Source organism: Enterococcus sp. FDAARGOS_553, assembly GCF_003812305.1.
Classification (GTDB): Bacteria; Bacillota; Bacilli; order Lactobacillales; family Enterococcaceae; genus Enterococcus_D; species Enterococcus_D gallinarum.
Genome location: NZ_CP033740.1, coordinates 933,654 through 950,336, shown reverse-complemented (window position 1 = coordinate 950,336; position 16,683 = coordinate 933,654). Strand labels below are relative to the sequence as shown.

At 39.5% G+C, this 16,683-nt stretch carries 20 protein-coding genes and 1 pseudogene; 17 read left to right on the top strand and 4 right to left on the bottom strand.

What is annotated here, in order from left to right; translation table 11 throughout:
- Nucleotides 1-130 precede the first annotated feature (130 nt).
- The 6 genes from EGX73_RS04960 to EGX73_RS16180 all read left to right on the top strand — a co-directional run bounded on the left by EGX73_RS04960 (nt 131) and on the right by EGX73_RS16180 (nt 5,162).
- The gene (locus EGX73_RS04960; protein WP_002372641.1) at nt 131-1,015 is read left to right on the top strand and encodes an ROK family protein; all 885 of its coding nucleotides are present in this window, start codon (nt 131-133) and stop codon (nt 1,013-1,015) included.
- On the top strand, nt 1,015-1,992 hold the full coding sequence (locus EGX73_RS04955) for an acetylxylan esterase (protein WP_002372643.1): 978 nt from the start codon (nt 1,015-1,017) through the stop codon (nt 1,990-1,992). The genes EGX73_RS04960 and EGX73_RS04955 overlap by 1 nt, the downstream gene beginning before the upstream one ends.
- A 6-nt stretch (nt 1,993-1,998) precedes the next feature.
- Entirely contained in the window at nt 1,999-3,387 is a 1,389-nt protein-coding gene (locus tag EGX73_RS04950) for a glycoside hydrolase family 1 protein (protein ID WP_003128926.1), read from the top strand.
- Nucleotides 3,388-3,940: 553 nt separating this feature from the next.
- Nucleotides 3,941-4,387, top strand: coding sequence for an organic hydroperoxide resistance protein (locus tag EGX73_RS04945; protein ID WP_003128928.1), 447 nt, complete (start codon nt 3,941-3,943; stop codon nt 4,385-4,387).
- Nucleotides 4,388-4,472: 85 nt separating this feature from the next.
- A complete protein-coding gene (locus tag EGX73_RS16185) occupies nt 4,473-4,856 on the top strand; it encodes a cyclic nucleotide-binding domain-containing protein (protein ID WP_253764198.1) in 384 nt (127 codons plus the stop codon).
- Nucleotides 4,857-4,868: 12 nt separating this feature from the next.
- Nucleotides 4,869-5,162, top strand: coding sequence for a Crp/Fnr family transcriptional regulator (locus EGX73_RS16180; protein ID WP_253764197.1), 294 nt, complete (start codon nt 4,869-4,871; stop codon nt 5,160-5,162).
- Nucleotides 5,163-5,206: 44 nt separating this feature from the next.
- On the opposite strand, the gene EGX73_RS04935 is transcribed toward EGX73_RS16180, so the two are convergent.
- The 3 genes and pseudogenes from EGX73_RS04935 to EGX73_RS04925 form a co-directional block, all read right to left on the bottom strand.
- Nucleotides 5,207-5,398: a helix-turn-helix domain-containing protein gene (locus tag EGX73_RS04935; protein WP_002372651.1), complete on the bottom strand. Its 192-nt coding sequence runs from the start codon at nt 5,396-5,398 to the stop codon at nt 5,207-5,209.
- Between the two features lie 52 nt (nt 5,399-5,450).
- Nucleotides 5,451-5,692, bottom strand: a pseudogene (locus tag EGX73_RS16175) (ATP-binding protein); the annotation flags it as partial.
- 36 nt (nt 5,693-5,728) lie between these two features.
- Nucleotides 5,729-6,919, bottom strand: coding sequence for an IS256-like element ISLgar5 family transposase (locus EGX73_RS04925; protein WP_123866786.1), 1,191 nt, complete (start codon nt 6,917-6,919; stop codon nt 5,729-5,731).
- Between the two features lie 258 nt (nt 6,920-7,177).
- On the opposite strand from EGX73_RS04925, the gene EGX73_RS04920 reads away from it, so the two are divergent.
- Nucleotides 7,178-7,567, top strand: coding sequence for a hypothetical protein (locus tag EGX73_RS04920; protein WP_003128934.1), 390 nt, complete (start codon nt 7,178-7,180; stop codon nt 7,565-7,567).
- 14 nt (nt 7,568-7,581) lie between these two features.
- Nucleotides 7,582-8,418, top strand: coding sequence for a hypothetical protein (locus EGX73_RS04915; protein ID WP_003128935.1), 837 nt, complete (start codon nt 7,582-7,584; stop codon nt 8,416-8,418).
- 244 nt (nt 8,419-8,662) lie between these two features.
- Here EGX73_RS04915 and EGX73_RS04910 read toward each other — a convergent pair whose 3' ends face one another.
- Nucleotides 8,663-10,039 (bottom strand): MATE family efflux transporter, encoded by a 1,377-nt coding sequence (locus tag EGX73_RS04910; RefSeq protein WP_021150745.1) that lies wholly within the window; start codon nt 10,037-10,039, stop codon nt 8,663-8,665.
- Nucleotides 10,040-10,447: 408 nt separating this feature from the next.
- Here EGX73_RS04910 and EGX73_RS04905 point away from each other — a divergent pair, with 408 nt between their 5' ends.
- The 9 genes from EGX73_RS04905 to EGX73_RS04865 all read left to right on the top strand — a co-directional run bounded on the left by EGX73_RS04905 (nt 10,448) and on the right by EGX73_RS04865 (nt 16,668).
- Nucleotides 10,448-10,651, top strand: coding sequence for a helix-turn-helix transcriptional regulator (locus EGX73_RS04905; protein ID WP_003128937.1), 204 nt, complete (start codon nt 10,448-10,450; stop codon nt 10,649-10,651).
- Entirely contained in the window at nt 10,641-11,174 is a 534-nt protein-coding gene (locus EGX73_RS04900) for a DUF3278 domain-containing protein (RefSeq protein WP_123866785.1), read from the top strand. The genes EGX73_RS04905 and EGX73_RS04900 overlap by 11 nt, the downstream gene beginning before the upstream one ends.
- Nucleotides 11,175-11,310: 136 nt before the next feature.
- The gene (locus EGX73_RS04895) at nt 11,311-11,688 is read left to right on the top strand and encodes a hypothetical protein (protein ID WP_229080418.1); all 378 of its coding nucleotides are present in this window, start codon (nt 11,311-11,313) and stop codon (nt 11,686-11,688) included.
- Nucleotides 11,689-12,238: 550 nt separating this feature from the next.
- Nucleotides 12,239-14,098 (top strand): HTH domain-containing protein, encoded by a 1,860-nt coding sequence (locus EGX73_RS04890; protein ID WP_123866783.1) that lies wholly within the window; start codon nt 12,239-12,241, stop codon nt 14,096-14,098.
- Nucleotides 14,098-14,430, top strand: coding sequence for a PRD domain-containing protein (locus EGX73_RS04885; protein ID WP_021150740.1), 333 nt, complete (start codon nt 14,098-14,100; stop codon nt 14,428-14,430). Before EGX73_RS04890 ends, EGX73_RS04885 begins: the two co-directional genes overlap by 1 nt.
- A gap of 19 nt (nt 14,431-14,449) precedes the next feature.
- Nucleotides 14,450-14,806, top strand: coding sequence for a glycine-rich SFCGS family protein (locus EGX73_RS04880; RefSeq protein ID WP_003128942.1), 357 nt, complete (start codon nt 14,450-14,452; stop codon nt 14,804-14,806).
- A gap of 16 nt (nt 14,807-14,822) precedes the next feature.
- On the top strand, nt 14,823-15,173 hold the full coding sequence (locus EGX73_RS04875) for a DUF4312 family protein (RefSeq protein ID WP_003128943.1): 351 nt from the start codon (nt 14,823-14,825) through the stop codon (nt 15,171-15,173).
- 27 nt (nt 15,174-15,200) lie between these two features.
- Nucleotides 15,201-15,980, top strand: coding sequence for a DUF4311 domain-containing protein (locus EGX73_RS04870; protein WP_123866782.1), 780 nt, complete (start codon nt 15,201-15,203; stop codon nt 15,978-15,980).
- Between the two features lie 10 nt (nt 15,981-15,990).
- On the top strand, nt 15,991-16,668 hold the full coding sequence (locus tag EGX73_RS04865) for a DUF4310 family protein (protein ID WP_029487396.1): 678 nt from the start codon (nt 15,991-15,993) through the stop codon (nt 16,666-16,668).
- Nucleotides 16,669-16,683 lie beyond the last annotated feature (15 nt).

Here is a 16,683-nt window from a genome sequence, read left to right as displayed (position 1 = left end):
GTAAGCGGAAAAATCCTCTTTCCGCTTTTTATTTTGATTTTCAAATTTTAAAAGTATATACCTAAAAATAAATAACTACTTACAATGAAAATTAGTGTAGGTAAGTAGACTGAGAAAGTAGGGGGAATTCTTGAGTATTTTAGCAATTGATATTGGGGGTACGAGTATCAAATATGCTCTGTGGGCAGCAGAAGCCTTGACCGAAAAAGGTTCCTTTGTGACACCCGTGACTTGGGAGCAAATGAAGATGGACCTAAAAGCCACTTTGCATAATTTAACCAGTTGTAGTCAGACACCGATTGAAGCGGTGTCGATCAGTGTACCCGGAGCAGTGGACAGTGATCAGGGGATTATCGGGGGCTACAGTGCGATCCCCTATATTCATAAAATTCATTTTGTTGCAGAATTAGAGGAGTTATTGGAAAAACCTGTCTTCGTGGAAAATGATGCCAATTGTGCAGGGTTAGCAGAAGCCTTTTATGGTGCTGCCAAAGATGCCAAAAGTTCAGTTTCTTTCATCATTGGATCGGGAATCGGTGGAGCCGTGGTGTTGGAGCGGAAACTAGTCAAGGGGCATAACTTATTTGGAGGCGAATTTGGCTACATGTTGGCGGAAAATGGACAAACGTTAAGTGAGTTAGCCAGCCCTGTTCATGCTGCAAAGCGCTATTGCGAACAGAAAGGTTTGGTATCAGGTATTACAGGTCGAGAACTATTTGATATTGCTGACACTGGAGATCAATTGGCTCAACAAGAAGTTCAACAATTGTTCCGAGCCTTGGCGATTGGTATTTATAATGTTTGCTTGGTCATCGATCCTGAAGTAGTCTGTATCGGTGGTGGCATATCAATGCGCAAAGATCTATTGGCTCCGGTAAAAGCCCAATTATGTTTGTTACAACAACATCATCATTCAGAGGACCAACGAATTACTGTGAAGATTTGTCAGTTTCAACAAGATGCTAATCTGATAGGAGCAGTGGCAAACTATCACTTACGAAAGGAGCAAGTTTAATGTATGCAATAGATGCAAAAAAAAGGTGGCAAAACTATCAAGGGAGTCAGCGAAAGCCTGCTGATTTTGAAGCTTTTTGGCAGGCAGGGTTTCAAGAGGTAGATGATTTGGGGACAGACTATCATTTAGAGCCTCATCCCTTGAATTCTTCAGTAGCAGAAGCATTTGATTTAACTTTTACAGGTGTTCAAGGAGCCACCGTCCATTGTCAACTCATTCGGCCTAAACGTCTGCAAAAAAAGTCTCCCCTCTTGCTTCAATTTCATGGGTATCACTCAGATGCTGGGGATTGGTCAGACAAGGTCGCTATGGCTGCTGAAGGCTTTTGGGTAGTGGCACTCGATGTTAGAGGACAAGGTGGTTTGTCAGAAGATGTGGGATTGACCACGAAAACCAGTCTGAAAGGGCATATAATCCGGGGAGTGGAGTCTGGACCAAATGATTTATTTTATCGAAGTGTGTTTCTCGATATTTACCAGTTGACTCGGCTAATGGTAGCAGAACCCCAAGTGGATACCAGCCAACTGTATACCTATGGTGCGTCACAAGGAGGAGCTTTGGCGTTGATTTGTGCGGCTGTTGCTCCGGAAATCAAGGAATCTTTTGTTTGTTATCCGTTCCTAAGTGATTATCGCGAAGCTTATCGCTTAGATGTAGAAAACTCCGCCTATGAAGAGTTGGCTTATTGGTTTCGCTTTAAAGACCCCTTGCACCAACGAGAAGAAGCTTTCTTTGAAACATTGGATTACATTGATTTGCAATACTTTGCTCCTTGGATCAAAGGGAAGGTGCATTGGGCAATTGGCCTTGCAGATACAGTCTGTCCACCGAAAACCCAGTTTGCTGTGTACAATCAGCTAAGTAGCGCAGCTGACAAAGAAATGCTATTTTATCCAGAGTATGGCCATGAATACTTGCCAAAATTTGGCGATCATATGCGGCAGTGTTTAGCCGACGTTTTGAGAGAAAAGGAGTAGAATGCTATGTTGACATTTCCAAAAGATTTCTGGTGGGGTGCAGCCACATCTGGTCCCCAATCAGAAGGCCGTTTTCAAAAGAAACATGCCAATATGTTTGATCATTGGTACGATATTGAACCTGAAGTTTTTTATGACCGAGTGGGGCCAGATATGGCTTCGAACTTTTACAATAGCTACCGAGAAGATATCGCATTGATGAAGCAAACGGGATTGAATTCCCTTCGCACCTCGATTCAATGGACCCGTCTCATCAAGGATTTGGAAACCAATGAAGTGGATCCAGTGGGTGTTGCTTTTTACAATAATGTGATTGATGAGTTCCTCTCTCAAAATATCCGACCGATTTTTAACCTCCATCATTTTGATTTGCCAGTGGAGCTTTACCATAAATATGGCGGTTGGGAATCGAAGAAAGTTGTCGATTTGTTTGTGGGATTTGCTGAACAATGTTTTGCTTTGTTTGGTGACCGTGTGAAAGACTGGGTGACCCACAATGAGCCGATGGTGGTAGTAGATGGGGAGTACTTGTTCCAATTTCATTATCCAAAATTGGTGGATGGCAAGAAAGCAGTACAAGTGGCATACAATTTAAATCTCGCTTCCGCTAAGGTCATGGCGAAGTTTCGCGAAATGGGTCAACCACAAGCTGGTGGCCGGATTGGTACCGTGTTAAACTTGACGCCAACTTACGCAGCTTCAGATGCTGAAGCAGATCAAGAGGCAGCCCGAATTGCCGAACTGTGGAACAATAAAATGTTTCTCGACCCAGCCATCAAAGGGGAATTTCCTGTGGAATTGCTAGAATTGCTGACTAAGGATGGGGTATTGTGGCAGTCAACTGCTGATGAGTTAGCTTTGATTAAGGAAAATACTGTTGATTTTATCGGAGTGAATTTCTATCATCCAAACCGGGTCAAGACACCTGACATTGCTCCAAATTCAGTGGGTGCCTGGATGCCTGATCGTTATTATGATGCATATCAAATGCCTGGCCGTCGCATGAATATTGACAAAGGTTGGGAAATCTATCCCAAAGCAGTGTATGACATTGCCATCAATATTCGCGATAATTATGGCAATCTACCTTGGTTTGTTTCTGAAAATGGCATGGGGGTTTCTCGGGAAGAACGCTTTATGGATGAAAAAGGGCAAATTCTAGACGATTACCGCATAGAATTTATCAAAGAGCATCTCCAATGGTTGCATAAAGGGATTGAAGAAGGTTCCAACTGCTTTGGCTACCATCTATGGACTCCTATCGATTGCTGGTCCTGGAGCAATGCCTACCGTAACCGCTACGGCTTAATCGCTAATGATATTCACACTCAGATTAAGACGATTAAGAAATCTGGGGAATGGTTTAAGACATTGGCGGAGAATAATGGTTTTTAAGAAGATTTAGGAGGGAGGAGTGAATTTGTTTTCAAAAACTCCTTTGTGTTGGAGTAAATGGAAAATCTGAACGAACAATAGGGTTTATTGATGAAAAGTCATTCTAGTTTCTTCAGTGCTTTGTCAAATGGTGTTGTTTTGACCAAATCACACTTTAGGAAATGCTTTGGCATTTCCTTTTTTGATGTACCCTGCACGGGTAGCAACTTTGTAGCTGATGGAATCTGAAGGAAACCTAAAGCAAAAAATTATATCATAGTTCATCCATTTTATAACTAAATCAAATATCATTCGAATTCAAGGAACAGTGGATGTGTTTATTGCGATAGGTGGTTCTTTTGGAGGCGCAATAATAGCTTTGTTAATATTTATTTACCTTAACAAAAAGACCAATAAACATAGCTAATAAAGTTCAAGTAAAGAGATATACTGCATCCAACGATATTTTTTCATAAAGTTATTCTTAACTTTATGATTCTTGATTTAGATCAATGCCAACACCAACTTTATTTCCTAAAATAGGACCATAAAAGTGAAAAGGAGTGACTTCAATATGTCAGATTACAAAAAAATTTACGAAACAACAGCGACTAATACCGGTGGCCGTGATGGAGTGAGCTATTTAAATGATGGATCATTTGAAGTGAAGATTTCTACACCTAAAGAAATGGGAGGATCTGGGAGTGGAGTAAACCCAGAACAATTATTTGCTTTAGGATACAGTGCTTGTTTTCACGGGGCATTAGAAATTGTTAAGGGTCAACGTAAAATTCATCAATCTTCACAAGTTACACATACAGTAAAATTATACAAAAAGCCAGACGATGTGGACTTTAAATTAAGTGTTGAGATTCAAGTTGCAATTCAAGATTTAGATTTAGAAGAAGTTCAAAAAATTGCTGAAGAAGCGCATAAAGTTTGTCCATATTCTAAAGCAGTAAAGGATTCCATTGAAGTTTCAGTACGCGCTGTTCTTTATGATGCAGATAAAGAAAAATAAGTATAGAAAATCGTTCACTGATGATATTACATGAGTGAACGTTTTTTTATGCTATACTAACCACAAAAAGAGGAGTAGTAAGAACATGATTGATTTCACAAAATATGATCATTGTATAAGTACAATGCCTTTATTTCAGGGATTGTCCCTCACTGAAATTCAATTTATCCAAAGTGATATTACAGAACAAGCTTTTTCTGCAGGACAGTTTATCTATCAAGCAGAAGATATACTTGAATCTCTTTATCTTATTCAAGAAGGAAAAGTAAAAGTTTATCGCTTAGGTTCTTCAGGTAAAGAACAGGTGATTCGTATTTTAGAACAGGGTGATTTTGTGGGCGAGCTGGCATTATTTGAAGAACAACATTATGGATGCTTTATAGAAGCAATATCACCAACTAAAGTATGTACCATTCAAAAGGACAACTTTAAGCGGATTTTACTATCGCATCCCCAAATAGCTCTATAACTTTTATCAGAAATGGCGAGACGTCTTGATAATACAGAACGATTAACTGTAGGAATCACGACTGAAAGAGCAGAAACACGCTTAATTCAGTATTTGTTAGAAGAAAATATAAAGCAAAATACAGAGCAGATAAAATTGGAAACTACGAAAAAAGAACTTGCTTCTTATTTAGGGATGACTCCAGAAACACTTAGTAGATATTTAACAAAACTCACTAGGAATAATCTAATAAAGCAGCCAATTCCTAATATAATCGAGTTAACAAATGTAACTGAATTGAAAAATTTAATGGATAAGGTGAGGTAGATAAGAAGAAAGGGAGAAGCAAAATGCATCTCCCCAAAATGAGCTTATTCCTTGATTTCAAATTTTGAAATTGCTAGATAGACTGCAATCATACATTCTTGATAACAATCTTGATCGTATTTTCCGTTTCTCCACGATTTTTTGTGCATCAACGAGCTGAATCTTTTAAGAATGGCTTCAATGGCTTCTTCATTTCCAGCTTTTGCTAAAATAAAATCTTCTTTCAGTGTATTCATAGACCATCTTCCTTTCCATAAATTTAAATATTATTTATGGGAGGTGGTCGTATTAAAAGTGAAATCGAGTAAGTTTTAAATAAGCATAATTTTCTCCTGTTTTATAATTGGACATTTTTTTCATCTCTAAACTTCTATTAATCATTCGATTGTAGAAATCATCTATACATTCAGAAATATCTTCTTTCTTGTAATAGACATTTTCCATAACTGTACCTAAATCAGCTGTAGGGCTTCAATAATTGTAAGAATGAAATATGTCTTCCCACCACCGGTACCGGGAGCGTCAATAATTTTGTGTAAATGATTCTTCCCTACTGCAGATTGTTTCTAATTCTCAATCAGTTGGCTTAGCATTTGTTCAAGTTCGCCTTCGGCCTGTTGAAAGCCTTTATGACTGCGACCTAGGAATTTTTGGCTGTAAGTATCAAAAGACGAGACTAAGAAACGTTCCATCGACTCTTCGTTTTGGAACTGTTCCTTGCGGTGGCTGTATTTCTTGATTTGCTTATTAAAGGATTCAATCAAGTTCGTAGAATAAATACTCTTGCGTATGGCCAAGGGGAAATCATAGAAAGTGAGCAAGTGATCGTTCGAAAGAATCGATTCCACCATTTTTGGATAGCTGGTTTTCCATTTTTCCGCAAAAGCACCACGTGCTTCCAACGCCACCTCTTTAGATGAGGCTTGATACACCATTTTAAAATCATCACAGACTTCCTTACGATCATCGACACGCACTTTGTGACTGATATTACGGGAAACGTGTACACAACAATGTTGAAAACGAGCTTTGGGATAGAACCGACTAATCGCTCCTACCATCCCCTTTAAGCCATCCGTGATGAACAGGAGGACATTTTTCAAACCGCGCTCTTGAAGGTCCAATAAAATTTCCTCCCAAATCGTGATGGATTCAGTCGGTGCAATCGCATAGCTCAATACTTCCTTTGATCCGTCCGGGCGAATGCCAACTGCGATATGAATAGCTTCCTTGGCGACGGTTTTCCGCTTTAACGGAATATACGTTGCGTCCATATAAATAGCAGCATAACGGTCATGAAGCTCCCGCCCTTTAAACGCCGTTACCTCTTCTGTAAATGATTTTGTTATATTGGACATGGTTTGGGGCGTGTAGTGATGCCCATACATTTTCTCAATCAAGTCTGCGATTTCCGACATGGTAATACCTTTTCGGAAGAGGTGAATGACGGTCTCCTCTAACGTGTCATTCGTCCGTCTATAAGCAGGAACAGTCTGTTGCTTGAACTCACCATTGCGGTCGCGCGGAATCTGGAGATGAAGTTCCCCATACTCGGTCTTGACCGTACGGTCATAGGAGCCGTTACGAGAATTACCCGTGTTAAAACCAATGCGATCATACTTTTCGTAATCTAGGAAAGCCGTTAACTCCGTTTTGAGAAGCGTATTGACTGCTTTCTCCAAATGGACACGGAATAATTCATTCAAATCGCCTTTGTTCGCTAGAGTCTTTAGAATTTCTGTAGTAAAATCGTTCATAGGGAAGTCCTCTCTTCTGTGAATGTGTTGTGGTAACTCTATTCTACAGAAGGGACTTCCTTTTTTCTATTTACACAAAATATTTTACACTCTCGAAGCAATTAAGCTCTACTGAATGTTTTAAACTGTCATAAAATTTGTAAATGCTAGGTAAATGAAGTGAAAAAATGTTGGTCATAGAATATGGTTTTAAGTGGAATGAATAATACATTGTGTTCTATGGTTGCGCTGGTTGGCAAACAAAGAGAGTAGTTAAAAATGAAGAAAATCAGTAGAATTTTATGGGTAATGGTAACAAGTTGTTTTGTGTTTCTATATACAGAGAAGAGTACTAATGCAAAAGAAGTTTCCATTTCAGAAGCAGACATCAGTGAAAATTATTCTGAACAGTCTGCTGTTGAAATAACTGATGAAAGCTTAGCCAATTTAGCTTTAAACTTTGCAAAAGAATTTAAAGGAACTGAAGATTTGGTTGTTTCTTCTATAATTCCCATTTATGATACAGAAGAAAAAATTATTTCTTATAGTGTAGATTTTATTAAAGAGGGTGTGACACACGGTTACGTTATAATTGATTTAAGAATGGAAGGTACTTATATTGCTCAATTTTCTATAGAACTTGGATCAAAAAGTTTATATGATTTTTAGCAGATAAATCACAAATGAAAGTTGATAATACTGAGGAATCTTATTTAATTGAGACTTTTCCCACTGAATATAATTTAGTTGTAGAAGACAAAGATTCAGTCATCAGTACCAACGGTGAGAACTTTTCACTAAATGAATTTGAAAAGTATGTAGAAGAAGTACAGCCTGTTGCTGAAATGGAAATAGAACACTTTTCTAGATATAATTCTCGTTCTACAAAGTATGACCATGCAAGCGCGGTATTTAGTAATTATCCAAGTAATTTACACTTGACAAGTGCACATTATTTAGCAATGTTTAATGCGCTATCCCAGAGTAGATCTGAAAAAGCCACTGGGAAATACGCTTGTGCAGTACATGCATTAGCAACTATAAGTTCTTCCTATAGATTCTTTAATTCTGGAAATGATTCGGAATTAAAGGTGGCATACAATTCATTGTGGAACTATTCAGGAACTACCGTATCTTCAACCAATAATGGAATCTCTTATGGAGGGACACAACCTGACCAAATTGGACCAGCACTAGTAAAATACGCAAAAGATAAAAGTGTTAGTTTAACATATCAGAGAAAAGTGTCTCCTTCGTTTTCGGATATCCAAACGAAAATTGCACAGAGTTATCCAGTAGCATTTACTTATTTTTACTATAAACCTAACGGAAGTATTGGAGGACATACGGTATTTACCCAAGGGGCATTATCGGGCACTATGAATGGGGCACAAGCAAACTTTATTGTAGTGGCAGATGGTTGGTACGAAAATGCTACTTATTTGAATTACAGTACGATTCCAAAAACTTTACAAAGTTACGAAATTTCAAGTTGGACTGGAAAAAAATTATTTCAATAATAGCAAAAAATTACTATGATCATTTTGCGGAGTCATTTTTAGTAAAGCTACCATTTTTTGAAAACAGTTTTTGTATGAAATGTCTATATTTTCAATGGTCAAAAGAATAAATATAATCTTAATAAATAAGACGTTCCCAAAATCATAATCGGTTTTAGGAATGTCTTATTTATTTTTAGGATAAAAAATCACTCATTTCCACCAGACTATCCATCTTTTTCATCCCCTATGTTGAAACTTTTCCTCAATGCACAATATTCTTCACCCAAAGATCGGATCGAATCAAACGATACCCAATCCCACTCTTGATCAGCTCTGCTAGTTGGCAGAACAAGTAGACTAAGACAATCGAAAGACTGGTGTGAGTGCTTAATACAAAGGCTAGAGGCAAGACGATCACCCAGGTAAAGACACTGTCAAATAAGAAGGTGATCAAGGTTTGCCCACCTGAACGTAAAATAAAATAGCTGGCATGATTAAAGGCGTACATAGGCATACACAGTGCGGCGACTTTGATGAATTGACTCGCCAGATGTTTGACTTCGGGTTCGGTTTGATAAATTTCTGGAAAGAATGGTGCGACTAGGATCATCAAAAGACCAAGTACAAGACAACTCATGACGGAAAAGAAAAGCAGCTTCCGGGCGCTGTCTTTGGCTTCTTCAAATTTAGCGGCTCCAAGAAGTTGCCCTACCATGACCGCAACGGCACCGCCGAGTGCCATATAGACAATATTGAACAAATTGGAGACGGTGGATGAGATGTTCAAGGAAGCAATCACTGATAGTCCTCGAACAGAATAAGCTTGAATAATCATTGTCTGCCCGATCGCCCAAAGGATTTCATTTGCCATCAATGGCGATCCTTTACGCAGAATCTGTTTCACCAAATGCAAAGGGACATGGAATTGATGGTAGACCCGAATGGCAAACGGATTCTCTTCCTCATGGCGATGTACCCAATACATCGTGATGGCACATTCGACGATGCGGGCAATCAATGTGGAGATCGCGGCACCTCGCACCCCTAAAGTGGGGAAGAAAAACAAACCAAAAATCAATAAGAAATTCAATGCTGTGTTCGTGACGACAGCGATACTGCTGGCAAACATCGGTACCATGGTTTTGCCCATTTCGCGTAAAGAACTGGCATAAGCTTGAGAAATAGCAAAAAACGGCAGACTAAACAAAAGAATGACTAGAAATTCTTTGGCAGACGTCAAAGCAAGTGTCAGTTCTGCACTGTCACCGGTACCGTGTAAATATAAGCGAATCAAAAAATCTTGGCAAAAAAACAGCAGCCCCATCGCCAACAAACAAATCAAAAGATTGCCCGCTAGCTTGAAACGAAAGGCATCTCGCATCCCTTGATAATCCTTTTTCCCATAAAATTGGGTACCAAAAATACTACCGGCAGAAACAATGCCAAAGATACTTAAGTTAAAAACGAAAATTAGTTGGTTAACGATCGCCACGCCAGACATTTGGGCCGTTCCGATTTGTCCTACCATTAAATTGTCTAATAAACCGACAAAATTAGTGATGGCATTTTGGATCATGATCGGAATGGCGATCGTTAAAACAGTCCTGTAAAAAGCTTTGTTTCCAATAAATTTTTGCATGGTTCCTCCATAAACAATAAAAATTTCGATATGTTCAATTAGTATAGCAAAAAGTGATTCGAGAAAAAAGAAGAGTTCTATGATGAGAGGATTAAGAAAGAAGTTTTTAGCGTATCGTCTCCTCAACGAAAGATGCTGGTTACAGAATGTGGAACATGCAAAGCTTATTCCATTCTACTAGAATAGTTATCTTAGGTAATGATGGTCTGTTCCATTGGAAGGGTCTTTTTTACGTACTTCTAGCCTAGATTTGCTGATATGGATTATAAATTTTATACTCTCTACAAAGCTTGTGAGATCGATTGCTGGGAGTTTACACTAGCTTGGTAATATGTCATATATATTTGATAGAAAAAGAGATAAGTAGTACGCTTGTGTCACATATATATGACTAAATAGGAGAAAAGAATGAATAGAGTCCGAGAATTTCGACAGAAGATGAATTTATCTCAGAATGCTTTAGCTAAAGAGATTGGGGTGGCAAGACAAACGATCAATTTGATTGAAAATAATAAGTATAATCCTTCTCTTGATTTATGTATTAAGCTTGCTAAAGTACTGCAAACGGATTTAAATTCTTTGTTTTGGGAGGTTGAAAGTGATGAAGGCTAAAGAAGGATTGGCAGTAAAAATAATCAAGCGGTTTTATGGTATTTCTGGTGTCTTAGATGAATACAAAAAAAGCCAAGTAGAACATATTGGCAATAATGCGTTTATGCTGATGTTTGGGTATACGCTGGTTGCTAATTTACTGGTAACGCTTTTTGCATCTAAGGAACCAGAAATGGCGCTATGGATTTTTATTGGCTGTAATATATTCTTTACAGTCTTTATCGTTTGCGGTTATGTCCTGTTTGCAACAGCACGCTTAAAATTGACAGAAAACGAAGTAGAAGCCAAAGATATGGCAAAAGAAAAGAAGAAGACGATTCTTAAAGGAATTGGACTGGGTATCTACTTTGCAGTTGCAATTCACTTATTGAATGGATTGCTTAGTATGATGGTGGATGAAGAAGATTTCCTTCCGTACATCGTTTCACCAGACAGGATCGTTGCTTCCCTTCTCGGGGGATGCTTTTTTGGAGGCATGATGTATCTTGTGTTGCGGTTAAGGTTAAAAAAAATAGAAGAATAGTGAAAAATATTTAGCGAACAGTCAATCAGAACCATAGTAAAATATAGCTAGGAGTGGCTGAAATCAAGCGAGTTGCTTTCTTTTTTTATTGTTTGTCTTGAAGGTAATTAGGAGGGAGGCTATCAACGTGAAAAAGATGGTAGCTAATGAAAAGATCGATTGGTTGTATTCGATTATTTTTTTCTTGTTAGGCTTGTTTCTGTTATTTGTATGTAAGGTATTTGACTTTTATTATGAATGGACCTCTTTCTTAGGGTTTATGGTGGTCATTTCTTCGCTAAACGTACCCATGGCTCTCAGAAGAAAAAAACAAATCCAAAAAATCGATGAACTAAGAAAAGAATTGAACTTATCGATCGAAGAAGTAAGAGCGATGGCTGACATCGGAAAGTATGACTTGGTGAACTGGGACTGGAAGAATGCATTTATCTCCCCCAGGAAGTTGTATTTGTTAGAGGACACTTTGGGAAAAATGTATCTAATAAAATTCGGCAAAGAGTTTGAAATGAAGTAGGCGAGTACAAACGGAAGTAGTTTTAACGACAAATGGCATAGCATTAGTGGGTTTTCGTTGGTTCTCAAGTGTATTGATCTTGAACTGTTTCTTCTCCTGATCCAATAAATAGCTGTTCAAAGTTAATCAAGATGGATATGTCTAACGGTTTCATTGATGCATAATCACCTGATTAAATAACAATCAGTCGAGAAAACGAACACGTTCATATCCTATTTCCTGGCACTTTCCAAAAGTTGGAAAGTGTTTTTTGCTGTTCAATGATGTCATGCGGGGAATCGATTTCTGATACATTGAGGTGAAGGGTATCTGTCAGTTGGATTAGTGTCATAAAATAAAAAAAGCAGAAAAAATGGCATCGAGATGTTGTAAAGGGACGACTTAGTGCAATAATTAATGGGTCCACGTTGCGGTTTTGAGGGGGGATAAGCTTGTGAATAAGTTGATGAGTTGTTAAATTACGATCATTTGCACTAAGTTAAGTGCAAACATTTCATATTGTGACTAGTTAAGAAAACGCTTATATTTAGCGGTGTAAGGAGCGAGAACGATGCAGCAGCTTACCAAAAGAGAAAGCCAACTTTTGATTTACTTGTTAGAAATGACAGAACCGGTAACGATCAAACAGTTAGCTGAAAAAGAAAGTGTCAGTGTACGAACGATCAAATATGATCTGGAGGATATCCGTGATTGGTTGATTGAGCGGAATCAAGAACTGCACAGCAAACGGAGCCAGGGTATTTGGCTAAGTGTGAGTGATTCTGATCGAATCAAACTAAAAAGCGAATTGATGGATGTCAATCGTCTGGAGCTGTTTGCCGATCAAGGCTTACGGATCAATCGCCTGTTGATCATGCTTCTTGTTACCAAGGAAGCAATCACGGCGCTAAAGTTAGCCAATGCGCTAGAAGTAAGTAAAGATACGATCATGAATGATTTAGATGAGTTGGAACATCACTTTCTCAAAGAAGGTTTAGTTCTGAATCGCCAAACACGAAAGGGATTTTGGATCACTGGCAATGAACGTTTGGTTCGGTTAACGATCGAGGAGATTCTGCAAAAAGAGTTTACGGACTATGACATCTATAAATTAATGGCGTTGTTGCTAAATGGCAGAGAAACGGAATGTTTCGAAATGTATTCTGCGAAGGAAACGCCGTTGCAGGAGGTCTTTAATCAAGTCATCATTCGGATGCGGCACTTACTGGAATCCGAAAATCTGGAAAAACTAAATTATGCAGAACTACTAAATATTCTGATTCGCGTAACGATCGCCACTGTTCGCTTGCGCAAAGAGGCCACGATTGGACGGTACCAATTGATTCCTGAACACGAAATAGAAAAAAACGATCTTTCGTATCGGGTGATGCAGCAGGTGTTTGATTACTATCAATTGCCATTATTTGAAGATGAATATGACTATATTTATAGTGATACCTTCGATACGATCCATCAGCAAGATGTCATGAAATTGGTAGAGAATATGATTTATAAGGTAAGCAAGAAAATCAATTTTCCGTTTTATCAAGACCCCCAATTATTGACGAATCTCTACGCCCATTTGTCTATGCGTCTCTCAAGAAGGAAAAATTTTGTCAATGAGTACAATCCGTTTAAAGAGGACATCAAACAGAAATATCCTGAATTGTTTGCTGCTATCAATCAAGCAGCCCTCCAAGAAATAAGCGAGAAACTCTTGATCAATGATTCTTTTGTTGCCTACATTGCGTTGCACTTTCTGGTTTCCTACGAAAGAGAAGAAGACTTGCGAAGTGTTCGAGCGGTTTACGTTTGTTCAACGGGTTTAGGCGTGACAAGTTTAATTAAGCAAAAGATCAACGAAGAATTGAACAATATTACTATTGTGGCTTTTGCTTCAGTCTTAAATGCACAAAAGGTGATTGCCGCGAAGGATCCGGATCTGGTCATTAGTATTTTTCCGATCAATGGCATTGATCGGCCTTTCATCAAAGTCCATCCACTGCCGACTGAGCAGGATCTGCAAAACATCCAGCAAATGATCAAAAAAATCCTCGCTTCAACAAGTCAGGATAGGCGGCACCAATTAGTTCTCAATGAAGCACCTATCAATAAGGAAACTCTGGAAGACTTCAGCAAGGAACTGATTTTAAAGGCATATACGATCTATGAACAGTTACTTGTCACATTAGAGTCTGAATTGATCCAAGAGTACCGAGAAGCCTTTTTGCTCCATGTTTTCTTAATGGTCCATCGCATCACATTTGATCAGCAATATTTAGCAGAAGGCAGCCAAGTCGACCAAATCATTTTGAACCGAGAAGCGTTGGTAGGAGAAATTGAAGCAATTTTTGCTGAAAATAATTTAGGCATCAACAAATCAGAAATCAGCGCATTATTTTCATATATAAAAGAAGGAGCGTCAAGCTAGTGAAACTGTCAGCAGAAGCGATAACTATGATCGAGGAAAGTCAAAACCAGGAAAAATTAAAACAAGTGATTGCTTTGGTCGAAGAGCGACTTGCAGAATTTGCCATTGAACCTACTGAACTTCAGTGGACGATTTTGATCAATCACTTGAACGAGATGCTGAAACGCTCTCAAAAAGGAGAAAAGATTCCCGCTGTTGATCGGGAATTGTTCCGAGAAGTATCCAAAGAAGCCATTGCGATTTCCGATGAGGTCGTTCGAACGATTGGTCATTTAAGTGAAGATGAGATCTATGTTTTATCGATTCATTTTGAAACAGCAAAAAATAATTAATATTTAGGAGGAAACAGTCATGATTACAGTAGTTATTGCAGATCGTATGGGAAAAGGACAAAACGTAGCTAAAGGTGTAGAAGCAGCTGGCGGCAAGGCAGTTGTTGTCCCGGGAATGGGCGCAGATATGCGTTTAGGTGATGTCATGCAACAAGAGAATGCCGATATGGGAATTTCTTTTTGCGGGAGCGGTGGGGCTGGAGCCTTAACAGCCGCAAATAAATATGGGTATCCAGAACGTCATGGGATGCGTTCGATTGAAGAAGGGATCACCGCCATCAAAGATGGGAAAACCGTGCTAGGTTTCGGTTTTATGGATCAAGAAGAGCTAGGAAGACGCTTGACGGAAGAATTTATCAAAAAGCACGGAAAATAGAAAGAGGGCACACAAGATGAGCGTTCAAAAGACAACTCAGCAAAAAGTCATCGTCTCCGGTAAAGGAGAAACTAAGCAACATGCCTTTGCATCAGCACTCGCAGAGATCCAAAACAAACTAATGGCATCGGCGAAAGTATTATTGCGCATCGAACCAGTCAATGTGGAGGTGTTGAAGGCGGTCGAAAACAAATACACAGAACGCTTTCTATTCTTCTTTTTTCCCCGGCAACGAGTGAATTATGAAGTCGAACTTTCTGTCACGGTAACTGTGACAGAAATACGTTTGGCAGATGTACCTTTCACTCAACACCTCACAGAAGACCCCAATGGGATTGTTTTACCGTTTGTAACGAAAAAAGTTTGATTTGAATCATAAGGAGGAGGGAATAACGTGGATTTTGTCATTATTTTAACTAAATCGATCATCATCGGGGGCTTACTCGGTTTCTCTGCATCTGTCGGAGCAGCTCGTATGTTTCATGCGCCCAGTACGCAAGGATTAGGAGCTTTTAGAACATTAGGGGAGATGAATGCCTGCATGGGGGATGCTGCCTCCCATTTTTCCTTTGGATTAGGTTTTTTCTTTAATGCTTGGGCTTCTTCAGTTGGCGCTGGAGCTTTCACGCAAGATGTGACCCACCGCATCGTGCCTAACTGGGCAGCTGCGGCTCTCTTAGCCAAAAACAAAGATGTCAGCCAGACAATGCATGATCCGAAAAAAATGGGGATCATTGGCGCTGTTATTGGCGCGTTAGTAGTCGCTTTCTTGAATACGACAGCTGCAGCGATTCCAGAGGCGTTACAAGTAACCGCTGTTTCCGTGTTGGTACCGGCAGCGACGATTCTGATCAATACCGTGATGCCAGTGATCTTCTGGTTGGCGGCTTTAGATGCAGGGAAACGAACAGGTTTCTGGGGGACGCTTTTTGGCGGGATTGCGCAACGGATCATGGGCAATGCGGTTCCTGGCGTTGTTCTAGGAATCTTAATCGGTAAAGGCGTCGATGAGAGTGGTTGGAATCGGGTCACGAAGAGTATGATGATTGCGATTGTTTTACTCTTTGTTTTCAGCGGATTTTTCCGTGGATTTGATATGGAAATGATCAAGAGTTTCCAACTTCAAGTACCTCATTGGCTTGATAACTTGCACAACATCTTTAGTGTGAAATAGGAGGGAAATCATGGAGACAGAAGAACAGGTAAAAGCAGTAGAAGCAAAACGGCAAAAGAGTTTTTGGTTTGCAGACTGGTCTTTCCCATTGATCGTAGGAATCATGTCAGCGGCTGTATTCTCAGGAACCCATATGTATGTCGTGTATGGCGTCGGTGCATTCAATGAAGTTTCGATCGTTGCGATGCTAAAAGCCGGCTTGGATGGCGGTTCCTATGGGGCTGCGGCAGCTTTTGGGGCGAGTTTCTTATTTGCTCGGATCTTAGAAGGCTCTTTGGTAGGGATCTTGGACTTAGGCGGTTCGATTTTGACTGGGATCGGGATTGGCGTTCCAGCCATTCTCCTAAGCATGAAGATAACAGCACCAATCGATAATTTTACCCTCTCGTTATTGACCGGATTGGTCTTGGGTCTGATCGTTGGCGGCATTATCGTGTTGATTCGCAAATTCACCATCAATCAGTCAAATTCAACTTTTGGGGCAGATGTTATGATGGGCGCCGGAAATTCCTCCGGCCGGTTTTTAGGCCCATTGATCATTTTAAGTGCTTGTGCAGCCTCTATTCCCATTGGCATTGGGGCGACATTAGGCGCGTTGGCTTTTTATGCTTGGAAAAAACCAATTGCCGGTGGCGCTATTTTAGGCGCAATGATCTTAGGTGCGATCTTCCCAGCGGTAATTCAATAGAAAGAAGGCAATGAA